This window comes from Enterobacter sp. 186315, assembly GCF_053290175.1.
In genome coordinates this window covers 57,409-83,440 of sequence record NZ_JBPTTK010000009.1, presented here as the reverse complement: position 1 = coordinate 83,440, position 26,032 = coordinate 57,409, and the positions used below count along the sequence as shown (strand labels likewise).

Genomic DNA, 26,032 nt, shown 5'->3' with positions numbered 1-26,032 from the left:
CGACAATTTTTGATTTAAGGCAGCTAATGGCGTATTGATGGCACCAATAATGGCGAAGGCCGGAAGCGGCTTTGTTGATTTACGCCGCTATCTCATCCTTTGGATATGGCAGAATAACAGGACTACAGATATCAGGGAGTAAAGCTCGTGCTGGATAAATTGCGTTCACGACTCGTACAATTTGGCCCATCAATGATGAGCGTGCCGGTAAAGCTGACGCCGTTCGCCCTCAAGCGCCAGGTGCTGGAGCAAGTGCTGAGCTGGCAGTTCCGTCAGGCGCTGGAGGACGGTGAGCTGGAGTTCCTGGAGGGCCGCTGGCTGAGCATTGAAGTCCGTGATATCGGGCTGCGCTGGTTCACCTCGGTTGAGAACGACCAGCTGATCGTGCGCCAGGCCGCCGAGGCGGATGTGAGCTTTAGCGCCAACGCCAGCGATCTGCTGATGATCGCCGCGCGCAAGCAGGATCCTGATACGCTCTTCTTCCAGCGCCGTCTGGTTATCGAAGGGGATACGGAACTTGGCCTGTACGTGAAGAATTTGATGGATGCCATTGAGCTGGACCAGATGCCAAAAGCGCTGCGGACGGTCCTGCTGCAAATGGCGGATTTTGTCGAGGCCGGGCTGAAAGCTCCGCCGCAAAGTAAACACACTTCAGTAGGTGAGCCATGCTGATTCGAGTTGAAATTGGGATTGATGCACCGGGTATCGACGCGCTACTGCGCCGCTCTTTTGAGAGCGATACCGAAGCCCAGCTGGTTCACGATCTCCGTGAAGATGGCCTGATTACGCTGGGGCTGGTGGCTACCGATGATGAAGGCCAGGTGGTCGGCTACGTCGCGTTCAGTCCGGTGCTGGTGCAGGGCGACGATCTTCAGTGGGTGGGAATGGCACCGCTGGCGGTGGACGAAAACTACCGGGGTCAGGGCCTTGCGCGCCAGCTGGTCTATGAAGGGCTGGATTCACTGAACGAGTTCGGTTACGCGGCGGTAGTGACGCTGGGCGATCCGGCCTTCTACGGGCGTTTAGGCTTTGAGCCGGCGGCGCATCACGATCTGCGCTGTCGCTGGCCGGGAACCGAGTCCGCGTTCCAGCTGCACCGTCTGGCGGATGATGCCCTGAACGGCGTGAATGGCCTGGTGGAATACCACGACCACTTCAGCCGCTTTTAATCAGGCTTTCGCGTAGCGCCTCGAACGAGCCGTCCCCGGCGACGAGGCGCTCTTTCTGGCGCTTGGTGAGCTGCTTAATGCGATATTCCAGCCGCAGCGCCAGGGATCGGTCGCCCACGGCGGCGGAAAACGCCAGCTGCAACTCCCCTTTCCCGCGCAACGCTTTTGCCCCTTTTCCCGTCTGATGTTCAAGAAAACGCCGCGCCACATCGGTAGTGATGCCGGTGTAGAGTGCGTTATCAGCGGTGCGAACGAGATAGAGAAACCAGGACACGGTATTGAGATTCAGTATGTTAAGGTGAACGCACCTTAGCACGAGAGAGAAGAAAAATGGAAACACTGACGGCCATTAACCGCTGGCTGGCAAAGCAGCACGTTGTTACCTGGTGTGTTCATGACGAAGGCGAGCTGTGGTGTGCGAATGCCTTCTACTATTACGATCCCGAGCGCGTGGCATTCTACGTCTTAAGCGAAGACTCGACGCGTCATGCAAAGATGACGGGCCAGCAGGCGAAGGTGGCGGGGACGGTAAACGGCCAGCCAAAAACCGTGGCGCTGATACGTGGTTTACAGTTTAAAGGCGAGATCCGCCGTCTGGAAGGTGAGGAGAGCGACGCGCAGCGTCAGCGCTACGTGCGTCGCTTCCCGGTAGCCCTTGCGCTAAAAGCCCCGGTGTGGGAAATCCGCCTTGATGAGCTGAAATTCACCGACAACACCCTGGGCTTTGGCAAAAAGCTGCACTGGTTACGCGCCGAGCAGGCGTAACGCTTCGCGGTTAAACGCGGGCAGATCGTCCGGCGTGCGGCTGGTGATCAGCTGGTCTTTGTCGTTAACCACTTCCTGATCGTAAAACTCTGCGCCCGCGTTTTTCAGATCGATAACGATCGGCTTCACGGCGGTGAGCTTACGTCCGCGCACCACTTCTGCGCTGATCAGCAGCTGCGGGCCGTGGCAGATGGCAAAGACCGGTTTGCCGGTGCCCACGAAGTCGCGGGTGAAGGTCACGAAACGATCGTCGCCACGCAGGGAGTCCGGCGAATGGCCGCCCGGCAGCAGCAGCGCGTCAAAATCTGACGGGCTGACGTTGTCGATAGACTCGTCAATCGTCACGCTGGCTTCGCCCTTGTGGCCTTTGACGGTTTTACCCGCCTCCTTCTCAATGGTGATCACCTCGTGCCCGGCCTTACGAAACGCCTCTGCGGGCGAGGTGAATTCTGAATCTTCAAACTCGTCGGTAATCAAGACTGCGATTTTCTTGCCCATGCTTCCTCCGTTGTTTTGGGTTCAGACTGTTATTTTCCCGTTTGTGGTAAATACTTACCGATAACAGACTTCTAAGTGTGGTTGACCAGGCTGAGTTCGCATACGGACTATTCTGTAAAGGAGAAAAAAATGAGTCAGGTATTGATAACAGGTGCAACCGGGCTGGTGGGTGAACATTTACTGCGTTTGCTGATTCAGGAGCGCAAGGTGAACTACATCGCCGCCCCGACGCGCCGCCCGCTTGGCGATATCGCGGGCGTCTTTAATCCCCACGATCCCCAGCTGACCGACGCGCTGGCGCAGGTAACCGATCCCATTGATATCGCGTTTTGCTGCCTGGGCACGACGCGGCGCGAAGCGGGCAGCAAAGAGGCTTTTGTCCATGCAGATTACACGCTGGTGGTGGATACCGCGCTGACGGCCAAAAAGCTCGGGGCGACGCATTTTGTGGTGGTTAGCGCGATGGGAGCAAACGCCAGCTCGCCGTTCTTCTACAACAAGGTGAAGGGCAAGATGGAAGACGCGCTGATCGCGCAGAAGTGGGAATACCTGACGATTGTGCGCCCCTCCATGCTGTTAGGGGATCGCGACAAACGCCGTTTTAACGAGTCCTTCTTTGCCCCGCTTTTTTCGCTGCTGCCGGGCAACTGGAAGTCCATTGAGGCGCGGGACGTGGCGCGCGCTATGCTGAAAGAGGGGCTTTCCCCATCGAAAGAAGGGGTAAATATTATCCCTTCGGCGAAACTGCGTGAAATCGCCAGGGGTGAGGCGTAAACTCCCCCGGCGAATTTAATCTCACTCCCCGGGGAATGGTATGACTGGTCAGTCTTCATCTCAGGCGGCAACACCCGTTCAGTGGTGGAAGCCCGCGCTTTTCTTTCTTGTTGTCATTGTTGGTCTTTGGTTCGTGAAGTGGCAGCCCTACTATGGCAAAGCCTTCACCGCAGCCGAAACGCACAGTATCGGTAAATCCATTCTGGCTAACGCCGATTCCAGCCCGCTTAAGGCGGCGTGGGATTACGCGATGGTCTACTTCCTTGCCGTGTGGAAAGCGGCCGTGTTAGGCGTGCTGCTAGGCTCGCTGATTCAGGTGCTTATCCCGCGCAACTGGCTGGTGAAAACGTTAGGGCAACCGCGCTTTCAGGGCACGCTGCTGGGGACGATTTTCTCTCTGCCCGGCATGATGTGCTCGTGCTGCGCCGCGCCGGTAGCCGCCGGAATGCGTCGCCAGAAAGTGTCGATGGGCGGCGCGCTGGCGTTCTGGATGGGCAACCCGCTGCTGAACCCGGCCACGCTGGTGTTTATGGGCTTTGTGCTCGGCTGGCACTTTGCGCTGATCCGCCTGGTCGCCGGGGTAGTGACGGTGCTGGTGGTTGCCACGCTGGTACAAAATCTGGTGAAGGACAAAACGGTCGAAGCCGCGTCCGTTGATCTCGACGTGAGCGAGCCGCAGGGCAGTTTCTTAGCCCGCTGGGGCAAGGCGATGTGGCAGCTTTTCTGGAGCACGATCCCGGTCTATATCCTCGCCGTTCTGGTGCTGGGCGCGGCGCGCGTCTGGCTGTTCCCTCACGCGGATGGCGCTATCGACAACACCCTGATGTGGGTGATTGCGATGGCCGTTGCGGGCTGCCTGTTTGTGATCCCAACGGCGGCTGAAATCCCAATCGTGCAGACCATGATGCTGGCGGGAATGGGGACAGCCCCGGCGCTGGCGCTGCTGATCACGCTGCCTGCGGTCAGCCTGCCGTCGTTTGTGATGCTGCGTAAGTCATTCCCGGCGAAAGCGCTGTGGCTGACCGGCGTGCTGGTGGCGCTGAGCGGGGTGATTGTGGGGAGTATTGCGTTGCTGTAAAAAAAAGCCCGGTGGCGCGAGCGCTTACCGGGCTTACGGTCAGGTGGGGTTTACTTGATGTAAGTAAACGCAGTGGTGACGTGCTTCACGCCGCTCACCCGGCTGGCGATATCCGCCGCCGCTTTCCCTTCACGTTCGGTCACCAGACCCAGCAGGAACACTTCGCCGTTCTCGGTGGTCACCTTCACGTTAGAGGATTTCACCTGGTCGGTGCCCAGCAGCTGGGAACGGACTTTGGTGGTGATCCAGGTATCGGACGACGCGGTTCCCAGACCAATCGGCTGACCCTGACGCACTTCGTTGAACACTTCCGTGGTGCCTTCTACGCCCATCGCAATTTGCTTGGCGCGGGACGCCAGCTCGGTGGTCGGCGCCTGGCCTGCCAGCAGCACTTTGCCCTGATATGCCGTAACGTTGATGCGCGCCTCTTTCTTAATCTGTTCGTCTTTCGACAGCGCGCTGTTGACGCGCAGCTCCAGCGTACCGTCATCAACCTGCGTGCCCACGGAGCGCGGGTCGGTCGCGGCTTTTGTGCCGACGGCCGCGGTGCCCACAACGGCCGCAGCGATACATCCCTGAAGAAGCAGTGCAGACATCAGGACTGCGAGGGTCGATAAAGCCTTCATTAATACTCCTTAATCATCCTGGTGAGGGAAAAGCGTGTTATCGATTAGATCGCATAAGCAATTTACCGTCAGCATGTGCATTTCCTGAATGCGCGCGCTGCGGTGCGACGGAATGCGGATTTCCACATCCTGCGGCCCCAGCAGACCCGCCAGCTCACCGCCGTCATAGCCCGTTAATGCGACGATGGTCATATCACGGGTGACCGCCGCTTCGACGGCCTTAACGATGTCGCGGCTGTTCCCCCGCGTGGAGATGGCCAACAGCACATCTCCGGCGTGGCCCAGGGCGCGCACCTGCTTTGCGTAAATCTCATCATGCAGACGATCGTTAGCAATCGCTGTTAAGACCACATTATCGGTATTAAGTGCAATGGCGGGTAAACTCGGTCGTTCTGTTTCAAAACGATTGATCATGCTGGCAGCAAAATGCTGTGCGTTGGCGGCCGATGTGCCATTGCCACAACAGAGGATTTTGTTGCCGTTGAGCAGAGACTGTACCAGCGTCATCGCTGCGCGAGAAATCGCGTCCGGGAGGGCTTCCGCCGCTGCAATCTGAGTTTGAATGCTTTCTGTGAAGCAAACTTTAATTCTTTCGAGCACGTTATCCCTTTTAAATCTTGTTCAGGTGTCTTCGCCAAACGCGTTTTTGAACCAGTCGACGTCGTTGCCGGTGAAGGCTACCACATCGAACCGGCAATCCACAGTATCAAAGCTCCCATTATGGCGGGCAAGCCACAAGAGGGCGGTCTGTAATAATTTGTGTTGTTTGGCGGGCGTCACGCTGGCGGCGGCACCGCCAAACTGCGATGACTGCCGGTAGCGTACTTCGACAAACACGGTCGTTTGACCGTCTTTCATTATGAGATCGATCTCGCCGCCGCGTCCGCGAACGTTGGCGGCGATAAAGCGCAGTCCTTTGCCTTCAAGCCAGCTGCGCGCTTTCACTTCCCACGCGTCGCCGGTCTGTTTGCGGCTTAACTGGCCGGGACGATCTGCCCCTGCTGGTATTTGAGCCATGATAACTTCCTGTTAATCACGCAGTCCTGATTGGCGGTCAGATCGCCGGTGTTGCCGTTGAGTTCAAACCCCGGCACCTGACGCATCTGGGTAAAGTGGTTTGCCAGCGCCCAGGCGTCTGCGCCCATAGCGTACAGACGCGCCAGAGAGTAGTCGTTACGCACTGCGCCAAGCGCCTGCTGCATCAGCGTTGGGTTGCTGCCTGCAAGCATTGGAATTTCGCTGTATTGCAGACCGTCCATCTCCAGTCGGAAGTCCGGGCCTGCCGTGCCCTGCGCGCTGCGCGAGCTGGCGTACAGGGTCGCGCCGCTCTGGCTGCCGTTACGCATCGCAATCATCGGCTTGATGAAGGCAATTTCCTGCGGCGTGGCGAGGATATAGGCCGCATCCACTTTACCGCCGCCGCTGATTTGCGCGTCGGTTGGCGGTGCCGGAATGGTCAGGCCGCCGATGGTCACGCCCTGCTGCTGCGGCAGGCTTGCCGTTACCGGGCTACCGGTCAGTGAAATACCCGCGCCGCCGTTGATACCGGCACGTAGCTCAGAGGCGGAGCCAAACTTCTGCTGCAACACGATACCGCCGCCGAGCTGCTGCCACTCCTGGGCAAACGCCGTGGCGACGCGGTCGCCCAGCGAGCTGCGTGGGATCAGCAGCAGCGGAGCCTGTTTACCCTGCTCGTGAATATGACGCGCCGCATCGCGGGCTTCATCTTCCGGGGAGAGAGCGAAATAGCAGATATTGGCGCGATTCTGCACCTGCTCCGGCTGGTTGAGCGCCAGCACGTTCAGCGGGGTATTGCTCTTCGTCAGCTCTTCGACCTGGTTTTTCAGCAGCGGGCCCACCACGATGCTGGCCCCGTCCTGCTGCACCTGAGCCAGAACCTGATCGAGCGGCTGTGAGCTGGTGTCATAGACTTTCAGCTCGGCACCCGGATTGGCGCTGGTGGTGGCAACGGCCTGTGGCTGTGCTGCCGGTTGTGCTGCGGGCTGGGTGGTTTGCGGCTGTGCCGTCGCTGACGTTTCTGCGGCAGGCGCGGCCTGCGTGTCTGCTGGCGCGGCTGGCGTTTGTGCCGGTGCGGTCGGCGCAGGGGTTGTCGGTGCGGTCACCGGGTTTTGCATCGTGCCCTGCGCGGGAGTTTGCGCCGTGGTCAGATCGCTGGTCTCAGCGGCGGAAGGGCTGATGACATCGTTAACGTTCGCAGCCTGGGCGGACTGCGCAGGTACCGCATTGCCCACCACCGGAGAGATACCGTTTTTCGCGGCTTCAAACCCCTGCTGGATAGCGCGGCCAAACACCGCCGCCTGGCCGTTCAACGGCAGAAGCAGGGCGATTTTACTGGTGGAGGCAGGCTTAAAGTTCTGCACGTTAACCAGCTGCGTCGGCAGCATTTTGGCGCCCGGATTTTGCGGGTAGCGCGTCTGCCAGTCGGTAATACCGGCCTTGAGCATCTTCGGATCGCTGCGGTTGTTGAACCACATCTGTTGCAGATCGAGCCAGCCTTGCAGCACGTTTTCGTCTGCGTTGATCACCAGCGTCTGCGCCTGTTGCGGGGTCATGGAGGCCAGCGCCTGCCAGGTCGCATCGATATTTTTCTGTTTATCAGCGCCGTTGAGCAGCGGCTCCTGGGCAATCAGGGCGCGCAGCAGCTGAAGGGACGGGCGACCCTGTTCAGCCGTGATGCCGGTCTGCCAGAAACGCGCCTGCTGGTTTTTATCCAGCGCGCTCACGTCGATGTCGCCGAGGATCTTTTTGGCAGCGGCGTAATCTTTCTGCGCCACCTTCAGTTCGGCGGACAGAAGCTGCTGCTCGCGACGCTGGTTGTCGTTCAATTCTTGCGGCAACTGGTTGAACAGCTCGACGGCCTGCTGGGTTTTCCCCTCTTTCAGCAGTGCACGAATGGCGAGTAATTGCCAGTTGGTCTTGGTATCATTTGAGCTCTGCGACATTTGTTGCAGATAAAAGCCAGAATCAGCCTGAGCTGAGCCCTGCATATGGGCGACGCTTTGGTCCTGTGTCTGGGTGCCACAGCCTGCAAAAATCAGGGCTGCCAGCAGCAAAGGCACGCTGCGCGCGGCTTTTGTTCGAAGTAACGTTAACGGTACCATACTGTATCCAGTGAGTTTTTTTACGCAATGCTCAATATTAAATCGGCAATACGGACGAAACAATGAAACAACACGAAACGGCGGATAATTCTCAAGGCCAGCTTTATATTGTACCTACTCCTATCGGGAATTTATCTGATATTACCCAACGTGCGCTCACCGTATTACAAGCTGTTGATTTAATTGCGGCTGAAGATACCCGTCATACCGGGTTACTGTTGCAGCACTTTGCGATTAGCGCCCGCCTGTTCGCCCTGCACGATCACAATGAGCAACAAAAAGCGGAAACCCTGGTGGCGAAGCTGAGAGAGGGCCAGAACATTGCGCTGGTCTCCGATGCGGGAACGCCGCTGATTAACGATCCGGGTTATCACCTGGTGCGCACCTGCCGTGAAGCGGGGATCCGCGTCGTGCCGCTGCCGGGGCCGTGCGCGGCAATTGCGGCGCTGAGCGCGGCGGGGCTGCCGTCCGACCGTTTCTGCTACGAAGGTTTTCTGCCGGCCAAATCAAAAGGCCGTCGCGACGTGCTCAAAGCGCTGGAAGCCGAGCCGCGCACCCTGATTTTCTACGAATCCACCCACCGACTGCTGGAAAGCCTGGACGACATGGTGACCGTCTGGGGCGAGTCGCGCTATGTGGTGCTGGCGCGCGAGCTGACCAAAACCTGGGAAACCATTCACGGCGCACCGGTCGGCGAGCTGCTGGCGTGGGTGAAAGAAGACGAAAACCGTCGTAAAGGCGAAATGGTGCTGATTGTTGAAGGGCATAAAGCCGAAGACGATGCGCTGCCCGCCGACGCCCTGCGCACGCTGGCGCTGCTACAGGCCGAACTGCCGCTCAAAAAAGCCGCCGCGCTGGCTGCGGAAATCCACGGCGTGAAGAAAAACGCGCTGTATAAGTATGCGCTGGAGCAGCAGGGGGAGTAACTCGCCGCGCGTCTGTTTATGCCGGGTGGCGCTGCGCTTACCCGGCCTACGTAACAACCAACAGCAAAAAAAAGCATGGCCGGAGCCATGCTAAAGAGGTTTACTGCACTTTCAGGATCAGGTCACGGGCGCCGGGTTGAATACCGCCAGCTGGTTATGTAATCCCCATTGATCGGAGAAGGTTTTCTTACGGCCGCTCGCCACGTCCAGAATGAAGTGGAACAGCTTCCAGCCCACGTCCTCGATGCTCTCTTCCCCGGTGGCGATGGTGCCTGCGTTAATATCCATTAAGTCATACCAGCGGTTTGCCAGCTCGGTGCGGGTCGCCATCTTAATGACAGGCACCGCCATCAGGCCATACGGCGTGCCGCGCCCGGTGGTGAAGACCTGCACGGTAATGCCGGAGGCCACCTGCTGGGTGCCACAGACAAAATCGCTGGCGGGCGTTGCCGCGTAGATCAGGCCGCGTTTGGTCGGGCGCTGGCCCGGTGACAGCACTTCGACAATCGCGCTCTGGCCGGATTTAGCAATCGAGCCGAGAGCCTTTTCCACCACGTTTGCCAGACCGCCCTTTTTGTTGCCCGGAGAAGGGTTAGCGCTGCGGTCGGTTTTACCCATATCCAGATAGTTATCGTACCAGGCCATCTCTTCCAGCAGGCGTTTGCCCACCTCTTCGTTGACGGCGCGCGGGGTCAGCAGGTGGATGGCGTCACGCACTTCGGTCACTTCCGAGAACATCACCGTCGCGCCGCAGCGCACGAACAGGTCGGAGGCATAGCCCACCGCCGGGTTCGCCGTCACGCCGGAAAATGCATCGCTGCCGCCGCACTGTGTCCCCACCACCAGCTCGGAGGCCGGGCAGGTCTCGCGCTGGCGCTGGTTGAGCTTTTGCAGATGGCGCTCGGCCACCTGAAGAATATCCTCGACCATTGATTTAAAGCCGACGTGGTGCTCGTCCTGCAAACGCACGATGCTGGCATCGTCAACCGCAATCGCCTGTACGTCTTCGGTGCCTTGCAGCAGGCGCTCGGGCTGGAGCTTCTCGCAGCCGAGGCCAATCACCATCACTTCACCACCGAAGTTCGGGTTCAGGGCGATGTTGTGGATGGTGCGGATAGGCACTACCGCTGCCGGGGCGTTGATCGCCACGCCGCAGCCGTAAAGGTGGTTCAGACCCACCACGCCGTCGACGTTCGGGTATTTTGGCAGCAGATCGCGCTCGATGATCTTCACCACGTAATCCACCACGCCCGCCACGCAGTGTACGCTGGTAGTAATGCCGAGCAGGTTTTTGGTGCCGACGCTACCGTCCGCGTTGCGGTAGCCTTCGAAGGTGTAACCCTCCAGCGGTGGCAGAGGCTCCGGCACGCGGGTGGCCAGCGGCAGGGTGTTCAGCGGCGGCGCTTTTGGCAGCTCCACCAGCGACTCCTCAATCCAGCTACCCTGCGGAATAGCGCGAACCGCGTAGCCAATCACTTCGCCGTAGCGGACGATTTCGCCGTGCGCGGGGATATCCACCAGTGCCACTTTATGGCCCTGAGGAATATGCTCAATCAGCTCAAGCCCGTCCGGGAATCGGGTTCCCGCTTTTAAACCGTTGTCGTTAACAATAATCGCCACATTATCTGTGTCGTGGACTTTTATATAGAACGCCGTCGGCGACGCTTGTCGAATTTCAATGTCGGCCATTGTTCAGAAATCTCCAGCAAAGTGTCAGATATTAAATGCAGCCAGTCTGGTGTTTATTTTCTTATTAACGAAATAAAGACGCGGCTTTCTTAAATAAAGAATGTCAGGACTTTGGATATAAAAATGTGATCGCGATCACTCTGCGATACCGGAGAAGACGCCCTCTGGCCGTTATTACCTGATTCTGTGCATCAGCGCCCAGGGCTTTGTGCATATGCTCAAAATAATATTGAATTGCGACCTGATAATTGAGCGTTAATCCAATGTGCAGCCCCTGAGTGGCGATTATACTGAATCACGTTTTCATTGCGTCTGGTTAATTACCTGATATTACCTGCTATCGATAAATAATCAGGAAATAGTCCTTATAAAAACAATAAAAATAAATCTATCGATGTGCCCGAGGAAATAAACATGATACTGGATACTACCGTAGAAGCTAAAAAGGGAATGCCCACCCGATATTTAATTCTACTGATTATATTTATTGTGACGGCGGTGAACTACGCTGACCGCGCCACGCTGTCGATTGCCGGGACCGAGGTGGCGAAAGAGCTTCAGCTCAGCGCCGTGTCGATGGGCTACATTTTCTCCGCCTTCGGCTGGGCCTACCTGCTGATGCAGATCCCGGGCGGCTGGCTGCTGGACAAGTTCGGCTCGAAAAAGGTCTATTCATACAGCCTGTTCTTCTGGTCGCTGTTCACCTTCTTACAGGGCTTTGTGGATCTCTTCCCGATAGCGTGGGCGGGTATCTCGATGTTCTTTATGCGCTTTATGCTCGGCTTCTCGGAAGCGCCGTCGTTCCCGGCGAACGCCCGCATTGTGGCGGCCTGGTTCCCGACCAAAGAGCGCGGTACGGCCTCCGCGATTTTCAACTCTGCGCAGTATTTCTCGCTCGCGATTTTCTCGCCGCTGCTCGGCTGGCTGACCTTCGCCTGGGGCTGGGAACACGTCTTTACCGTGATGGGCGTGATTGGTTTTGTCCTGACCGCCATGTGGGTGAAGTTCATTCATAACCCGACCGACCATCCGCGTATGTCAGAGCAGGAGCTGAAGTTTATCTCCGAGGGCGGCGCGGTGGTGGATATGGACCACAAGAAGCCAGGCTCCGACGCGGCGAAAGGTCCTAAGCTCCATTACATCAAACAGCTATTGACCAACCGCATGATGCTGGGCGTATTTTTCGGTCAATACTTTATCAACACCATCACCTGGTTCTTCCTTACCTGGTTCCCGATTTATCTGGTGCAGGAAAAGGGGATGTCGATCCTGAAGGTGGGCCTGGTGGCCTCTATTCCGGCGCTGTGCGGCTTTGCGGGTGGCGTGCTGGGCGGGGTGTTCTCGGACTATCTGATTAAGCAGGGCCGGTCGATTACCCTGGCGCGTAAGCTGCCGATTGTGGTCGGTATGCTGCTGGCGTCGACCATCATCCTGTGTAACTACACCAACAATACCGCGCTGGTGGTGGCCCTGATGGCGCTCGCCTTCTTCGGCAAAGGGTTCGGTGCGCTGGGCTGGCCGGTGATTTCCGATACCGCGCCAAAAGAGATTGTCGGCCTGTGCGGTGGCGTGTTTAACGTCTTTGGTAACGTGGCGTCCATCGTGACTCCGCTGGTAATTGGTTATCTGGTCAGTGAACTGCATTCGTTCAACGCGGCACTGGTATTCGTTGGCTGTTCAGCGTTGATGGCGATGGTCTGCTACCTGTTCGTGGTAGGCGACATCAAACGTATGGAATTGCAGAAATAAGCAAAGGTATAAGCGATGAGTAACGATATCTTCCCGAACAAATTTAAGGCGGCCCTCGCGGCGCACCAGATTCAGATTGGCTGCTGGTCAGCGCTGGCAAGCCCGATCAGCACCGAAGTGCTGGGCCTGGCCGGTTTCGACTGGCTGGTGCTGGACGGCGAACATGCGCCAAACGATATCACCACCTTTATTCCCCAGCTGATGGCGCTGAAGGGCAGCCACAGCGCCCCGGTGGTGCGCGTGCCGACCAACGAGCCGGTGATCATCAAGCGTCTGCTGGATATCGGTTTCTATAACTTCCTGATCCCGTTTGTGGAAACCGAAGAGGAAGCGGTGCAGGCGGTGGCGTCCACGCGCTATCCACCGGAAGGCATTCGCGGCGTGTCCGTGTCTCACCGCGCCAACATGTTTGGCACCGTGCCGGATTACTTCGCGCAGTCCAACAAGAACATCACCATCCTGGTGCAGATTGAGAGCCAGCAGGGCGTAGACAACGTGGATGCGATTGCCTCTACCGACGGCGTAGACGGCATCTTTGTTGGCCCAAGCGACCTGGCGGCAGCCTTTGGTCATCTGGGCAACGCCGGCCACCCGGACGTGCAGCGCGCAATCCAGCATATTTTTGCCCGCGCGAAAGCGCACGGCAAACCGTGCGGCATCCTCGCACCGGTTGAGGCCGACGCCCGCCGCTATCTGGAGTGGGGCGCGACCTTCGTTGCCGTCGGCAGCGACCTCGGCGTGTTCCGCTCTGCCACGCAAAAGCTGGCTGATTCCTTTAAGAAATAACCACCCCTGAGAGAAAGAGAGAGATTATGACGATGAAAGTTGGTTTTATTGGCCTGGGTATCATGGGTAAACCAATGAGTAAAAACCTCATTAAAGCAGGTTACTCACTGGTGGTTTCTGACCGTAATCCTGACGCGGTGGCAGAGGTCATTTCTGCCGGAGCAGAAACCGCCACCACCGCCAAAGCCATTGCCGAGCAGTGCGATGTCATCATCACCATGCTGCCGAACTCCCCGCACGTGAAAGAGGTTGCGCTGGGCGAGAACGGCATTATCGAAGGCGCTAAGCCTGGCCTGGTAGTCATTGATATGAGCTCTATCGCCCCGCTGGCGAGCCGTGAAATCAGTGAAGCGCTGAAGGCGAAAGGCGTGGACATGCTTGATGCCCCGGTGAGCGGCGGCGAGCCGAAGGCGATCGACGGCACCCTGTCCGTGATGGTGGGCGGCGACAAGGCGATTTTCGACAAATATTACGACCTGCTGAAAGCGATGGCGGGTTCCGTGGTGCATACCGGTGAAATCGGGGCGGGCAACGTCACCAAGCTGGCAAACCAGGTGATTGTGGCGCTGAACATTGCCGCGATGTCCGAAGCGCTGACCCTGGCGACCAAAGCGGGCGTGAACCCGGATCTGGTGTATCAGGCGATCCGCGGCGGCCTGGCGGGCAGCACCGTGCTGGACGCCAAAGCGCCAATGGTGATGGATCGTAACTTCAAGCCGGGCTTCCGTATCGACCTGCACATTAAAGATCTGGCGAACGCGCTGGACACTTCCCACGGCGTGGGCGCACAGCTGCCGCTGACCGCTGCGGTGATGGAGATGATGCAGGCGCTGCGTGCCGATGGTCTGGGAACCGCTGACCACAGCGCCATTGCGTGCTACTACGAAAAACTGGCGAAGGTCGAAATCTCTCGCTAATGACGGCGTGCCCGGTGGCGCAACGCTGCCGGGCCTACAGTCCAGGCCGGAATGCAGTAACAGGCTACAACTATGAAAATCGTAATCGCTCCAGACTCTTATAAAGAAAGCCTGTCTGCCTCCGAGGTAGCTCAGGCGATAGAAAAAGGATTTCGGGAAATCTTCCCCGATGCACTTTATGTTTCTGTTCCTGTTGCTGACGGCGGGGAAGGTACGGTCGAAGCGATGATTGCCGCCACCCAGGGCGCAGAGCACCATGCCGTTGTGACCGGGCCGTTAGGCGAGAAGGTCAACGCCTGCTGGGGAATGTCCGGCGATGGCAACACCGCGTTTATTGAGATGGCGGCCGCGAGCGGTCTGGCGCTGGTCCCACCCGCCCAGCGTAACCCGCTGGTGACCACCTCGCGCGGCACCGGGGAGCTTATCCTGAGCGCGCTGGATAAAGGCGCACGCAATATCATTATCGGTATCGGCGGCAGCGCGACCAACGACGGCGGCGCGGGCATGGTCCAGGCGCTGGGCGCGAAGCTCTGCGATGCCAACGGCACCGAGATCGGCTTTGGCGGCGGCAGCCTGATGGCGCTCAACAGCATTGATGCCTCGGGTCTCGATCCGCGTCTGAAAGATTGTACCATCCGCGTGGCGTGCGACGTGACCAACCCGCTGGTGGGGGAGAAAGGCGCATCGCGCATCTTTGGCCCGCAGAAAGGGGCAACCGAAGGGATGATCCTCGAGCTGGACGCCAACCTGAGCCACTACGCGGACGTGATTAAAAAATCCCTGCGTATCGACGTGAAGCATGTGCCCGGCGCGGGTGCGGCTGGCGGAATGGGCGCGGCGCTGATGGCGTTTCTGGGCGCGGAGCTTAAGAGCGGCATCGAGATTGTCACCCAGGCGCTTAACCTGGAAGAGCACATCCACGACTGCACCTGGGTAGTGACCGGGGAAGGGCGGCTCGACAGCCAGAGCATTCACGGCAAAGTGCCGGTGGGCGTGGCGAGCGTCGCCAAAAAATACCATAAGCCGGTGATCGGGATCGCCGGAAGCCTGACCAAAGACGTGGGCGTAGTGCATCAGTACGGTATCGACGCAGTGTTCAGCGTGCTGACCAGTATTGGCTCGCTGGAAGAGGCGTTTCGCGGCGCGTTCGACAATATTTACCGCTCGTCGCGCAACATCGCGGCGACGTTACAGATAGGGATGCGCACCCAAGGGTGACAGCGGCGCGCAAACCCTCTATACTGCGCGCCGAAGCTGACCAGACAGTCGCCGCTTCGTCGTCGTCCCTTTCGGGGGAGACGGGCGGAGGGGAGGAAAGTCCGGGCTCCATAGGGCAGGGTGCCAGGTAACGCCTGGGGGGGAAACCCACGACCAGTGCAACAGAGAGCAAACCGCCGATGGCCCACGTAAGTGGGATCAGGTAAGGGTGAAAGGGTGCGGTAAGAGCGCACCGCGCGGCTGGCAACAGTCCGTGGCACGGTAAACTCCACCCGGAGCAAGGCCAAATAGGGGTTCACAAGGTACGGCCCGTACTGAACCCGGGTAGGCTGCTTGAGCCAGTGAGCGATTGCTGGCCTAGATGAATGACTGTCCACGACAGAACCCGGCTTATCGGTCAGCTTCAACTTCTTACAAAACCCCGCTTCGGCGGGGTTTTTGCTTTCTGACCTGGCGCCAATGTAGACAAACGATATCAATTCTCAAATTTGCGACACTAAGCACATTTCACTGTTTTTACCGTAAATGAATACATTCATGCGCCGCGGGCGATTTAAATCACACTATTTCGCGCTATAAATGGGTGATTTTTCAGTGTTGTTGATTTGTTAATGATGTTGCTTCGATGATGCCTAATGCTTTCTCGTTTGCTAAAGGGTTATTGAATCTCAAAACATTTACCGCATGAATATGTGACCTGCTCCACTCTTTCCGTTGGGCTGCAAAAAAAATTAACCGCGAAGTTGATAATTCACAAAAATCGTTTAATGAAATAACGTCGTTTTATTAACCGTTAATTGCCTGAAAGATGGTCTTATTTGATATTTTAATCGCGCATAAAAACACCGTGTTTATTGCCATAAAATAAAGTTATTAGCGCCGTTTTTATTGATCGATATCAGCCAAAACGCACTCTGATGTTAAGTTAATTTATTGATTTATAGTGTTTTTATTGGTGATTTGAGAGGGCGGAGAAGTCGAGCAAAGATAAATTGTGAGTAACAGCACATACCCCCCGAAAGATTATTGGGTAGAATTCGCCCCGTCATAGGGAAATAAGCGCAGAATATTATGAACACTATTATTCTACCGAAAACACAGCACCTCGTGGTATTTCAGGAAGTCATTAAAAGTGGCTCCATAGGTTCTGCTGCCAGACAGCTGGGGCTGACGCAGCCCGCCGTCAGCAAAATCATCAGCGATATCGAATCCTACTTCGGCGTGGAAGTGATGGTGCGCAAAAACACCGGCGTCAAACTGACCGCCGCAGGCCAGGTGCTGCTCTCCTACGCCGAGTCGATCACTCGCGAGATGAAAAACATGGTGAGCGAAATCAACAGCCTGAGTTTCAGCACCGTCATGGATGTCTCTTTTGGCTACCCGTCACTGATTGGCTTTACCTTCCTATCAGAGATGATCAAAAAGTTCCGGGAGGTGTTCCCGAAGGCGCGTGTCTCGATGTATGAAGCGCAGCTCTCGTCGTTCCTGCCTGCCATTCGCGACGGTCGGCTGGACTTTGCCATCGGTACCCTGAGCGACGAAATGCTGCTTCAGGATCTGCACGTCGAGCCGCTGTTTGAATCCGAGTTTGTGCTGGTGGCCAGCAAATCACGAACGTGCACCGGCCCGACAACCCTGGCATCGCTCACCCAAGAGCAGTGGGTGATGCCGCAAACCGATATGGGCTACTACAAAGATCTCCTGACCACCCTGCAAGACAACCACATCAGCATTGAAAACATCGTCCAGACCGACTCCGTGGTCACCATTTATAACCTTGTCCTCAATGCCGATTATCTGACGGTTATTCCCCGCGACATGATTGCGCCGTTCGGCTCTGACCAGTTTATTGTCCTGCCGGTTGAGGATGAATTACCGGTGGCGCGCTACGCTGCCGTATGGTCAAAAAATTACAGTATTAAAAAATCCGCGTCGGTATTAGTTGAACTGGCGAAACAATATTCAGCGCTAAATTGTAAAAAGCGACGATAAGGTTCATTACGTTTTAAAACACCCGGGGCGTTATTTATTTCCGCTCTGATACCCTGACTTTGCCTGAAAAAATGAATTATTATAACGAGGATATTATGCACATTACCTACGATCTCCCGGTAACGATTGACGATATTCAGGACGCCAGAAAACGCCTGGCCGGTAAAATCTATAAAACCGGAATGCCGCGCTCTAATTACCTCAGCGAACGTTGTAAAGGTGAGATATACCTGAAGTTTGAAAATATGCAGCGTACCGGGTCGTTTAAAATACGCGGCGCGTTTAATAAGCTGGCCTCGCTCACCGACGCCGAAAAACGCAAGGGCGTGGTCGCCTGCTCGGCGGGAAACCACGCGCAGGGGGTATCGCTCTCCTGCGCGATGCTCGGTATCGACGGCAAGGTGGTGATGCCGATGGGCGCGCCAAAGTCCAAAGTGGCGGCCACCCGCGACTACTCGGCGGAAGTGGTGCTGCACGGCGAGAACTTTAACGACACCATCGCCAAAGTGAGCGAAATCGTCGAGATGGAAGGGCGTATTTTTATCCCGCCTTACGACGACGCCAAAGTCATTGCCGGGCAGGGCACCATCGGTCTGGAAATTCTCGAAGATCTCTACGATGTGGATAACGTGATTGTGCCAATCGGCGGCGGCGGATTAATTGCGGGCATTGCAACGGCGATTAAATCCATTAACCCGACCATTAATATTATCGGCGTACAGTCGGAAAACGTTCACGGCATGGCGGCCTCATATTATGCCGGGGAAATAATGAACCACCGCGTGACCGGAACATTAGCCGACGGCTGCGATGTTTCTCGCCCGGGGAATTTAACCTTCAATATTGTCCGTGAACTGGTGGACGACATTGTGCTGGTCAGCGAAGACGATATTCGCAACAGCATGATTGCCCTGATCCAGCGAAATAAAGTGGTGACCGAAGGGGCGGGCGCGCTGGCCTGTGCGGCGTTATTAAGCGGCAAGCTCGACCACTATATTCAGGGGCGTAAGACCGTCAGCATTATTTCCGGCGGCAATATCGATCTCTCCCGCGTTTCTCAAATTACCGGCTTCGTTGACGCATAAGGATGACCTATGAGCAACTCTGAAAGCATTATCGTTGGCCAGACAAAAACCTCGACCTGGCGCAAATCGGACACCACCTGGACGCTCGGCCTGTTCGGCACGGCAATCGGCGCAGGGGTATTATTCTTCCCGATCCGCGCCGGATTCGGCGGCCTGATCCCCATCCTGCTGATGCTGCTTCTCGCCTTCCCAATCGCCTTCTATTGCCACCGGGCGCTGGCGCGGCTGTGCCTGTCGGGGAGTAATGTCTCCGGCAACATTACCGAAACGGTGGAGGAGCACTTCGGCAAGACCGGCGGGGTGGTGATAACGTTCCTCTATTTCTTCGCGATCTGCCCGCTGCTGTGGATCTACGGCGTTACCATTACCAACACTTTCATGACCTTCTGGGAAAACCAGCTCCAGTTGCCAGCCCTGAACCGCGGCTTTGTGGCGCTCTTCCTGCTGCTGCTGATGGCCTTTGTCATCTGGTTTGGTAAAGACCTGATGGTCAAGGTGATGAGCTTCCTGGTGTTCCCGTTTATCGCCAGCCTGGTGCTGATCTCCCTGTCGCTGATCCCTTACTGGAACTCTGCGGTCATCGACCAGGTTAACCTGAGCGACATCGCCTTCACCGGTCACGACGGCATTCTGGTAACGGTATGGCTCGGGATTTCCATCATGGTCTTCTCCTTTAACTTCTCGCCGATTGTCTCTTCGTTTGTGGTCTCGAAGCGTGAAGAGTACGAGCCGGAATTTGGCAAGGAGTACACCGAGCAGAAATGTTCCAAAATCATCGGTCGCGCCAGCCTGCTGATGGTGGCGGTAGTGATGTTCTTCGCCTTTAGCTGCCTGTTTACCCTCTCTCCGCAGAACATGGCGGAGGCCAAAGCCCAGAATATCCCGGTGCTCTCATACCTGGCGAACCACTTCGCGTCGATGTCAGGAACCAAATCCACCTTCGCCACGGTGCTGGAGTACGGTGCGTCTATCATTGCGCTGGTCGCCATCTTTAAATCCTTCTTCGGCCACTACCTCGGCACGCTGGAAGGGCTGAACGGCCTGATCCTTAAGTTCGGCTATAAGGGTGACAAGAAGAAGGTCACGCTCGGCAAGCTCAACACCATCAGCATGATTTTCATCATGGGCTCGACCTGGGTGGTGGCCTACGCCAACCCGAACATTCTGGACCTTATTGAAGCGATGGGCGCGCCGATTATCGCCTCTCTGCTGTGCCTGCTGCCGATGTACGCCATCCGCAAAACCCCGGCGCTGGCGAAGTACAAAGGCCGTCCGGAGAACATTTTCGTCACCGTGGTGGGTCTGCTGACCATTCTGAACATCGTTTATAAACTGTTTTAATCAAGGCTCAGGATGAGCGGAGTAGCACGATGATTGAATTTCCGGTTGTACTGGTGATTAACTGCGGATCCTCTTCCGTGAAGTTTTCGGTTCTGGACGCCGACAGCTGCGATGCCCTGGTGACGGGCATTGCCGACGGCATCAACGCTGAAAACGCCTTTATATCCGTGAACGGGGGTGAGCCGGTCAGACTGGCTCATCACGACTACGAAGGGGCGCTGGCCGCCATCGCCCTGGAGCTGGAAAAACGCAACCTGATGAGCAGCGTGGCCCTAATCGGCCACCGCATTGCCCACGGCGGCGAGCTGTTCAGCGAGTCGACCCTGATTACGGACGCCGTGATCGAGCAGATCCGCCAGGTCTCCCCGCTGGCCCCGCTGCATAACTACGCCAACTTAAGCGGCGTAGAAGCGGCCGCGAGCCTGTTCCCCGGCGTGCAGCAGGTGGCGGTCTTTGATACCAGCTTCCACCAGACCCTGCCGCCAGAAGCCTATCTGTACGGGCTGCCCTACCGCTATTTCGAGGAGCTTGGCGTGCGCCGCTACGGTTTTCACGGCACCTCACACCGCTACGTGGCCGGGCAGGCGCAGGCGCTTCTCGGGCTGTCCCCCGACGACAGCGGGCTGGTGATTGCCCATCTCGGTAACGGGGCGTCCATCTGCGCGGTTCGCAACGGTGAAAGCGTGGATACCTCAATGGGGATGACGCCGCTGGAAGGGCTGGTGATGGGCACGCGCTGTGGCGATGTCGATTTCGGCGCGATGGCGTGGATTGCCCGCCAGACCGGGCAGTCGCTCGACGATCTCGAACGGGTGGTGAACAAAGAGTCGGGGCTGCTGGGGATCTCCGGGCTGTCCGCCGATCTTCGCACCCTTGAAAAAGCCTGGCACGAGGGACATCCGCGCGCGGCGCTGGCGATCAACACCTTTGTGCATCGCATTGCGCGGCACATCGCCGGACACGCCGCGTCGCTGCACCGGCTGGATGGCGTGGTGTTCACCGGCGGCATCGGCGAAAACTCGACGCTGATCCGCGCCCTGGTGGCGGAGCACCTTAAGGTCTTCGGCATCGTTCTCGACGAGGCCAAAAACGCCCTGCCGGGAAGCGCCGGCGAGCGCGTGATTTCAACTGACGCCTCCCGCGTGGCTTGCGCGGTAGTACCTACTAATGAAGAAAAAATGATCGCGCTGGATGCTCTCCGTCTTGGAAAGCGTGTCCCGGCTGCGGCTTACGCCTGATAAAGCGAGAATCTCATGAAAGTTACAATTGATACCGGCGTTGCGCCTTACAGCGACGCCTGGGCCGGGTTTCGCGGTGAAGACTGGAAAAACACCGTTAACGTTCGCGATTTTATCCAGCATAACTACACCCCTTACGAGGGCGACGACGCGTTTCTCGCGCAGGCGACGCCAGCTACGACGGCGCTGTGGCAAAAGGTAATGGTTGGCATTCGTCAGGAGAATGCCACCCACGCCCCGGTGGATTTTGATACCAATATTGCCACCACCATCACCGCCCACGGCCCGGGGTATATCGACGAAGAGCTGGAAACGATCGTCGGCCTGCAAACCGACAAGCCGCTCAAGCGCGCGCTGCACCCGTACGGCGGGATCAACATGATCCGCAGCTCGTTTGAGGCCTACGGCCGCGAAATGGATCCGCAGTTTGAATACCTGTTCACCGACCTGCGTAAAACCCACAATCAGGGGGTCTTCGACGTCTACTCGCCGGAGATGATGCGCTGCCGTAAATCCGGCGTGCTGACCGGTCTGCCGGACGGCTACGGGCGCGGGCGCATCATCGGCGACTATCGCCGCGTGGCGCTGTACGGCATCACTTATCTGGTGCGCGAACGCGAGCTTCAGTTCGCCGACCTACAGGGCAGGCTGGAGCGCGGCGAGGATCTTGAGGCCACCATCCGTCTGCGCGAAGAGCTGGCAGAACACAGGCGCGCGCTGCTGCAAATCCAGCAGATGGCGGCGAGCTATGGCTTTGATATCTCTCGTCCGGCGATGAACGCCCAGGAGGCGGTGCAGTGGGTCTACTTTGCCTATCTGGCGGCGGTCAAATCGCAAAACGGCGGGGCGATGTCGCTGGGGCGCACGGCGACTTTCCTCGATATCTATATTGAGCGCGACATGCAGGCCGGACGGCTGAGCGAGGTACAGGCTCAGGAGCTGATCGACCACTTCATCATGAAGATCCGCATGGTGCGCTTCCTGCGTACCCCGGAGTTCGACACGCTGTTCTCCGGCGATCCGATCTGGGCGACGGAGGTGATCGGCGGGATGGGGCTGGACGGCCGCACGCTGGTGACGAAAAACAGCTTCCGCTATCTGCATACGCTGCACACCATGGGGCCCGCGCCGGAGCCCAACCTGACGATCCTCTGGTCTGAGCATCTGCCGATCGCGTTCAAGAAATACGCCGCGCAGGTGTCGATCGTGACCTCATCGTTACAGTACGAGAACGACGATCTGATGCGTGCAGACTTCAACAGCGACGACTACGCTATCGCCTGCTGCGTCAGCCCGATGGTGATCGGCAAGCAGATGCAGTTCTTTGGCGCGCGCGCCAACCTCGCTAAAACGCTGCTGTACGCGATCAACGGCGGCGTGGATGAGAAGCTAAAAATCCAGGTCGGCCCGAAAGCCGCGCCGCTGCTGGACGACGTGCTGAACTACGATACCGTGATGGCCAGCCTCGATCGCTTTATGGACTGGCTGGCGGTGCAGTACATCAGCGCCCTGAACCTCATCCACTACATGCATGATAAATACAGCTACGAAGCCTCGCTGATGGCGCTGCACGACCGGGACGTCTGCCGCACGATGGCCTGCGGCATTGCCGGGCTGTCGGTGGCGGCGGATTCCCTGTCGGCAATTAAATACGCCACGGTCAAACCGGTGCGCGACCAGAACGGCCTGGCGGTGGATTTTGTGATTGAAGGGGAGTACCCGCAGTACGGCAACAACGACGACCGCGTGGACAGCATTGCCTGCGATCTGGTTGAGCGCTTTATGAAGAAGATCCAGGCGCTGCCGACCTACCGCAACGCGGTGCCGACCCAGTCTATCCTCACCATCACCTCGAACGTGGTGTACGGCGAGAAGACCGGGAACACGCCGGACGGACGCCGCAGCGGCACGCCGTTTGCGCCGGGGGCGAACCCGATGCACGGGCGCGATCGCAAAGGGGCGGTGGCCTCGCTAACCTCCGTCGCGAAACTGCCCTTCACCTACGCCAAAGACGGTATTTCCTATACCTTCTCGATTGTGCCGCAGGCGCTGGGCAAAGATGAGGCGGTGCGCAAAACCAACCTTGTCGGGCTGCTGGACGGGTATTTCCATCATGAAGCCTCCGTGGAGGGCGGGCAGCACCTGAACGTGAACGTTATGAACCGGGAAATGCTGCTGGATGCCATCGAATATCCGGAGAATTACCCCAACCTGACGATCCGCGTGTCAGGCTACGCGGTGCGCTTTAACGCCCTGACGCGCGCCCAGCAGCAGGATGTGATTTCGCGAACCTTTACCCAGGCAATGTAACCTGTATCAGCCTCAGCCCCCTTTGCGAAGGGGGCTTTTTTATCGCCCGCAGAACATACAAATTTGTTTATATAATAAATCACACATATTCATCCGCTCTTGAAAAACAATGCGCCTGCATTTCCCATAAACAGAATGAAAGGACAGTAAGATGATGAAAATGACCCGTATTGCCCTGCTGGCAGCGTCGCTGGTTGGCGTGAGCATGACCGCCCAGGCAGCGAACGTTCAGGCCGCGCCTTCGCCTTCTCAGGATCCGCTGGTGCAGCACCTGAAGCTCAGCAGTGAGCAGGTGAAAAAGATTGACGATCTGCATCAGACGCTGGAAGACAACGTCAGCAAAATCCCCATGACGAACGTGAAAGACGGCGCGCTGGTGGCGATGTTCCAGGCAAATAAATGGGATGAAAGCACGGTGAAAAATCAGCTTGCGGCATTCAGCAAAATTGAAGAGCAGGCGCGTTACTATCGCGTGAAATATTACTTCGACGTGAACCAGGTGCTGACGCCAGAACAGCGCAAGCAGATTAAAACCGATATGGCTAACGCGCTGGCAGAGTAATTTCGTCGTCGCGTACGGCGCTCGATCGGTCCCCTCTCCCGTTGGGAGAGGGTTAGGGTGAGGGCGTTCTTTAAACCGGCAAATCAATCAGCAGGGCGCGCAGCGGCGTGTCAGCGACTAGGGTGACGTTCGCTTCATCGCGAATAAACGCCCCGTCACCGCAGGTCAGCGCCTCTTTCTCTTCCGAGTGCGTCAGCGCATGGACCGTGCCGTGGATGGACTGCAAATAGGCGCGAGGCCCGTGAAGCTGGACGCTCACCTGTTCACCCTTTTTCAGCTCGATATGGTGCAGCCACACCTGCTGGCGCAGTTGCAGGCTATCGTGACTGCCGTCGGGCGTCGCAATCAGCTGCTGTTTACCGTGTTTAATATCAATCTTTTGCACCAGCGGATTTTCCCGCTCAGGGCAGGCATCCAGCCACAGCTGCATCCGGGTCAGCGTTTTATCTTTGCTGAGGTTATGCTCGCTGTAACTCATGCCGGGCTGCGTTGAAATCAACAACGCTTCGCCAGCCTTCGCCTGGACATGATTGCCCTCGCTGTCGCGGTATTCTGCCTCGCCTTCCAGTATCAGGTTCAAAATATCGACTTTCGGATACGTGCGCGGCTGGAAGGAGGCGCCTGGCGCCAGCACTTCCTGATTCAATACGCGCAGGGAAGCGTAACCGAGGAGTTTAGGGTCAAAGTAGTGTCCAAAGGAGAAGGTGTAGCGAGCCTGTAGCCAACCGAAGTCAGCCTGTCCGCACTGTTTAGCTGTTCTTGTCGTAATCATAAACGTGACCTCTCTTTACACTAAAACAATGGTAAAGGTATGGACGATGCATTGTTAGCCAGATATTCTGCCCGGTATGTTCAAATTTCCTGAATGAGAACGAGATGGCTAAAGAGAGAGCATTGACGCTTGAGGCGCTTCGCGTGATGGACGCGATCGACAGGCGTGGCAGCTTTGCCGCTGCGGCAGATGAACTGGGGCGCGTTCCGTCTGCGCTGAGCTATACCATGCAGAAGCTCGAAGAGGAGCTGGACGTGGTGTTGTTCGATCGTTCCGGTCATAGAACAAAATTCACCAACGTGGGGCGAATGCTGCTGGAGCGCGGGCGCGTGCTGCTGGAAGCCGCCGACAAGCTGACCACCGACGCCGAAGCGCTGGCGCGCGGTTGGGAAACCCACCTGACGCTGGTTACCGAAGCGCTGGTGCCGACCGAGGCGCTGTTCCCGCTGGTGGACCGGCTGGCGGCGAAAGCCAACACCCAGCTGTCGATCATCACCGAAGTGCTGGCCGGGGCGTGGGAGCGTCTGGAAACGGGCAGGGCGGATATCGTGATTGCGCCGGACATGCATTTTCGTTCGTCGTCGGAGATCAACTCCCGCAAGCTTTACAGCGTGATGAACGTCTATGTGGCCGCGCCGGATCACCCGATCCATCAGGAGCCGGAGCCGCTTTCCGAAGTCACGCGCGTGAAGTATCGCGGCGTTGCGGTGGCGGATACCGCCCGTGAGCGCCCGGTGTTAACCGTTCAGCTGCTGGATAAACAGCCGCGTCTGACGGTGACCTCGCTGGAAGACAAGCGCCAGGCGCTGCTGGCGGGGCTGGGAATGGCGACCATGCCTTACCCGTTCGTGGAAAAAGACATCGCCGAAGGACGTCTGCGGGTAGTTAGCCCGGAGTACACCAGCGAAGTAGATATCATTATGGCGTGGCGTCGTGACAGCATGGGCGAAGCCAAGTCCTGGTGTCTGCGCGAAATACCCAAGCTTTTTGCCCACTACAACAAATAAGCAAACGGGCCCGGTAAGTTACCGGGCTTTTTTTATGCGTGGAGTTTAGGATCCGGGCCGAAGCGGTTGTCGCCCGGCGTGCCGTTTTGACAGCTAAAGATCAGGATCACCAGCCAGCCGATAATCGGGATCAGCAGCAGCAGTAGCCACCAGGCCGAACGATCCGTGTCGTGAAGACGACGAAACAGCACGGCCCAGGAAGGCAGCATCACCAGCAGACCGTAAATCGTCGTGAGAACGCCTTCACCCCCCGCACGTTCCCAGCCCAGAATTTTATCAACAATGCCCAGTACGATAACGAGGATGAAGTTCACCAGAACGAACATCCAGTACTCTTTGCGGCGGGCACGTCCGCCAAATCCGATGTAGTTGCGCAGTACTTTTAAATACCAGTCCATTTTCCTTGCC

General features: G+C 57.4%; 26 protein-coding genes and 1 other RNA gene. 18 read left to right on the top strand and 9 right to left on the bottom strand.

Translation table 11 applies throughout. The features are described from left to right. Window positions 1–147 precede the first annotated feature (147 nt). The gene (gene ubiT, locus ACSVHP_RS12535) at window positions 148–672 is read left to right on the top strand and encodes a ubiquinone anaerobic biosynthesis accessory factor UbiT (RefSeq protein ID WP_447552084.1); all 525 of its coding nucleotides are present in this window, start codon (window positions 148–150) and stop codon (window positions 670–672) included. Continuing rightward, window positions 666–1,169 (top strand): GNAT family N-acetyltransferase, encoded by a 504-nt coding sequence (locus tag ACSVHP_RS12530; RefSeq protein WP_417312684.1) that lies wholly within the window; start codon window positions 666–668, stop codon window positions 1,167–1,169. The genes ubiT and ACSVHP_RS12530 overlap by 7 nt, the downstream gene beginning before the upstream one ends. Here ACSVHP_RS12530 and ACSVHP_RS12525 read toward each other — a convergent pair. Beyond that, window positions 1,156–1,485 (bottom strand): GIY-YIG nuclease family protein, encoded by a 330-nt coding sequence (locus ACSVHP_RS12525; RefSeq protein ID WP_447552132.1) that lies wholly within the window; start codon window positions 1,483–1,485, stop codon window positions 1,156–1,158. The two genes, ACSVHP_RS12530 and ACSVHP_RS12525, sit on opposite strands and share 14 nt — an antisense overlap. Window positions 1,486–1,499: 14 nt before the next feature. Between ACSVHP_RS12525 and ACSVHP_RS12520 the strand changes: the two genes are divergently transcribed. After that, window positions 1,500–1,934 (top strand): YhbP family protein, encoded by a 435-nt coding sequence (locus ACSVHP_RS12520; protein ID WP_234673234.1) that lies wholly within the window; start codon window positions 1,500–1,502, stop codon window positions 1,932–1,934. On the opposite strand, the gene ACSVHP_RS12515 is transcribed toward ACSVHP_RS12520, so the two are convergent. Next, a complete protein-coding gene (locus tag ACSVHP_RS12515) occupies window positions 1,914–2,432 on the bottom strand; it encodes a type 1 glutamine amidotransferase domain-containing protein (protein ID WP_234673231.1) in 519 nt (172 codons plus the stop codon). The genes ACSVHP_RS12520 and ACSVHP_RS12515 overlap by 21 nt on opposite strands. A 129-nt stretch (window positions 2,433–2,561) precedes the next feature. On the opposite strand from ACSVHP_RS12515, the gene ACSVHP_RS12510 reads away from it, so the two are divergent. After that, window positions 2,562–3,206, top strand: a complete 645-nt coding sequence (locus ACSVHP_RS12510) for an NAD(P)H-binding protein (RefSeq protein WP_447552083.1) — start codon at window positions 2,562–2,564, stop codon at window positions 3,204–3,206. Between the two features lie 40 nt (window positions 3,207–3,246). After that, complete coding sequence (locus tag ACSVHP_RS12505; RefSeq protein WP_447552082.1) at window positions 3,247–4,284, top strand: permease; 1,038 nt, start codon at window positions 3,247–3,249, stop codon at window positions 4,282–4,284. A 50-nt stretch (window positions 4,285–4,334) separates the two neighbouring features. Here ACSVHP_RS12505 and dolP read toward each other — a convergent pair whose 3' ends face one another. The 4 genes from dolP to ACSVHP_RS12485 are packed head-to-tail and all read right to left on the bottom strand — an operon-like array spanning window position 4,335 to window position 8,032. Beyond that, complete coding sequence (dolP, locus tag ACSVHP_RS12500; protein ID WP_417312680.1) at window positions 4,335–4,910, bottom strand: division/outer membrane stress-associated lipid-binding lipoprotein; 576 nt, start codon at window positions 4,908–4,910, stop codon at window positions 4,335–4,337. Window positions 4,911–4,919: 9 nt separating this feature from the next. Next, window positions 4,920–5,510: a DnaA initiator-associating protein DiaA gene (gene diaA, locus ACSVHP_RS12495; RefSeq protein WP_003861754.1), complete on the bottom strand. Its 591-nt coding sequence runs from the start codon at window positions 5,508–5,510 to the stop codon at window positions 4,920–4,922. 21 nt (window positions 5,511–5,531) lie between these two features. Further along, entirely contained in the window at window positions 5,532–5,927 is a 396-nt protein-coding gene (locus ACSVHP_RS12490; RefSeq protein ID WP_447552081.1) for a YraN family protein, read from the bottom strand. Beyond that, on the bottom strand, window positions 5,885–8,032 hold the full coding sequence (locus tag ACSVHP_RS12485; protein WP_447552080.1) for a penicillin-binding protein activator: 2,148 nt from the start codon (window positions 8,030–8,032) through the stop codon (window positions 5,885–5,887). The genes ACSVHP_RS12490 and ACSVHP_RS12485 overlap by 43 nt, the downstream gene beginning before the upstream one ends. 62 nt (window positions 8,033–8,094) lie before the next feature. Here ACSVHP_RS12485 and rsmI point away from each other — a divergent pair, with 62 nt between their 5' ends. Continuing rightward, window positions 8,095–8,958 carry a 16S rRNA (cytidine(1402)-2'-O)-methyltransferase gene (gene rsmI / locus ACSVHP_RS12480; protein WP_447552079.1) on the top strand — a complete coding sequence of 288 codons (864 nt, stop codon included), beginning with the start codon at window positions 8,095–8,097 and terminating at the stop codon, window positions 8,956–8,958. A 117-nt stretch (window positions 8,959–9,075) separates the two neighbouring features. Here the strand turns inward: rsmI and garD are convergent, their stop codons facing one another. Next, window positions 9,076–10,647 (bottom strand): galactarate dehydratase, encoded by a 1,572-nt coding sequence (gene garD / locus ACSVHP_RS12475; protein ID WP_447552078.1) that lies wholly within the window; start codon window positions 10,645–10,647, stop codon window positions 9,076–9,078. A gap of 414 nt (window positions 10,648–11,061) precedes the next feature. On the opposite strand from garD, the gene garP reads away from it, so the two are divergent. From garP to ACSVHP_RS12420, 11 genes are all read left to right on the top strand, one after another. After that, window positions 11,062–12,396, top strand: a complete 1,335-nt coding sequence (gene garP, locus ACSVHP_RS12470; protein ID WP_234673186.1) for a galactarate/glucarate/glycerate transporter GarP — start codon at window positions 11,062–11,064, stop codon at window positions 12,394–12,396. A 15-nt stretch (window positions 12,397–12,411) separates the two neighbouring features. Continuing rightward, window positions 12,412–13,182 (top strand): 2-dehydro-3-deoxyglucarate aldolase, encoded by a 771-nt coding sequence (gene garL, locus ACSVHP_RS12465; protein WP_234673185.1) that lies wholly within the window; start codon window positions 12,412–12,414, stop codon window positions 13,180–13,182. 23 nt (window positions 13,183–13,205) lie between these two features. Next, window positions 13,206–14,099 carry a 2-hydroxy-3-oxopropionate reductase gene (gene garR, locus ACSVHP_RS12460; RefSeq protein WP_417313040.1) on the top strand — a complete coding sequence of 298 codons (894 nt, stop codon included), beginning with the start codon at window positions 13,206–13,208 and terminating at the stop codon, window positions 14,097–14,099. A 72-nt stretch (window positions 14,100–14,171) separates the two neighbouring features. Then, the gene (gene garK, locus ACSVHP_RS12455) at window positions 14,172–15,317 is read left to right on the top strand and encodes a glycerate 2-kinase (RefSeq protein WP_417313038.1); all 1,146 of its coding nucleotides are present in this window, start codon (window positions 14,172–14,174) and stop codon (window positions 15,315–15,317) included. A gap of 32 nt (window positions 15,318–15,349) precedes the next feature. Further along, an RNA gene (gene rnpB / locus ACSVHP_RS12450) (RNase P RNA component class A) lies at window positions 15,350–15,726 on the top strand. Window positions 15,727–16,388: 662 nt separating this feature from the next. After that, on the top strand, window positions 16,389–17,309 hold the full coding sequence (gene tdcA, locus ACSVHP_RS12445; protein WP_447552077.1) for a transcriptional regulator TdcA: 921 nt from the start codon (window positions 16,389–16,391) through the stop codon (window positions 17,307–17,309). 95 nt (window positions 17,310–17,404) lie between these two features. Then, window positions 17,405–18,394 carry a bifunctional threonine ammonia-lyase/L-serine ammonia-lyase TdcB gene (tdcB, locus tag ACSVHP_RS12440; RefSeq protein WP_417314634.1) on the top strand — a complete coding sequence of 330 codons (990 nt, stop codon included), beginning with the start codon at window positions 17,405–17,407 and terminating at the stop codon, window positions 18,392–18,394. 9 nt (window positions 18,395–18,403) lie between these two features. Continuing rightward, window positions 18,404–19,735 carry a threonine/serine transporter TdcC gene (gene tdcC, locus ACSVHP_RS12435; RefSeq protein ID WP_447552076.1) on the top strand — a complete coding sequence of 444 codons (1,332 nt, stop codon included), beginning with the start codon at window positions 18,404–18,406 and terminating at the stop codon, window positions 19,733–19,735. A gap of 29 nt (window positions 19,736–19,764) precedes the next feature. After that, window positions 19,765–20,973, top strand: coding sequence for a propionate kinase (tdcD, locus tag ACSVHP_RS12430; RefSeq protein ID WP_447552075.1), 1,209 nt, complete (start codon window positions 19,765–19,767; stop codon window positions 20,971–20,973). A gap of 15 nt (window positions 20,974–20,988) precedes the next feature. Further along, on the top strand, window positions 20,989–23,283 hold the full coding sequence (gene pflB / locus ACSVHP_RS12425) for a formate C-acetyltransferase (protein WP_447552074.1): 2,295 nt from the start codon (window positions 20,989–20,991) through the stop codon (window positions 23,281–23,283). Between the two features lie 151 nt (window positions 23,284–23,434). Beyond that, a complete protein-coding gene (locus tag ACSVHP_RS12420) occupies window positions 23,435–23,845 on the top strand; it encodes a Spy/CpxP family protein refolding chaperone (protein ID WP_447552073.1) in 411 nt (136 codons plus the stop codon). A gap of 70 nt (window positions 23,846–23,915) precedes the next feature. Here ACSVHP_RS12420 and ACSVHP_RS12415 read toward each other — a convergent pair whose 3' ends face one another. After that, on the bottom strand, window positions 23,916–24,617 hold the full coding sequence (locus ACSVHP_RS12415) for a pirin family protein (protein ID WP_234673168.1): 702 nt from the start codon (window positions 24,615–24,617) through the stop codon (window positions 23,916–23,918). A 104-nt stretch (window positions 24,618–24,721) separates the two neighbouring features. Between ACSVHP_RS12415 and yhaJ the strand changes: the two genes are divergently transcribed. After that, window positions 24,722–25,624: a DNA-binding transcriptional regulator YhaJ gene (gene yhaJ, locus ACSVHP_RS12410; RefSeq protein WP_234673166.1), complete on the top strand. Its 903-nt coding sequence runs from the start codon at window positions 24,722–24,724 to the stop codon at window positions 25,622–25,624. Between the two features lie 32 nt (window positions 25,625–25,656). Here yhaJ and ACSVHP_RS12405 read toward each other — a convergent pair whose 3' ends face one another. Further along, window positions 25,657–26,022 carry a DUF805 domain-containing protein gene (locus ACSVHP_RS12405; RefSeq protein WP_234673164.1) on the bottom strand — a complete coding sequence of 122 codons (366 nt, stop codon included), beginning with the start codon at window positions 26,020–26,022 and terminating at the stop codon, window positions 25,657–25,659. Window positions 26,023–26,032: the final 10 nt, after the last annotated feature.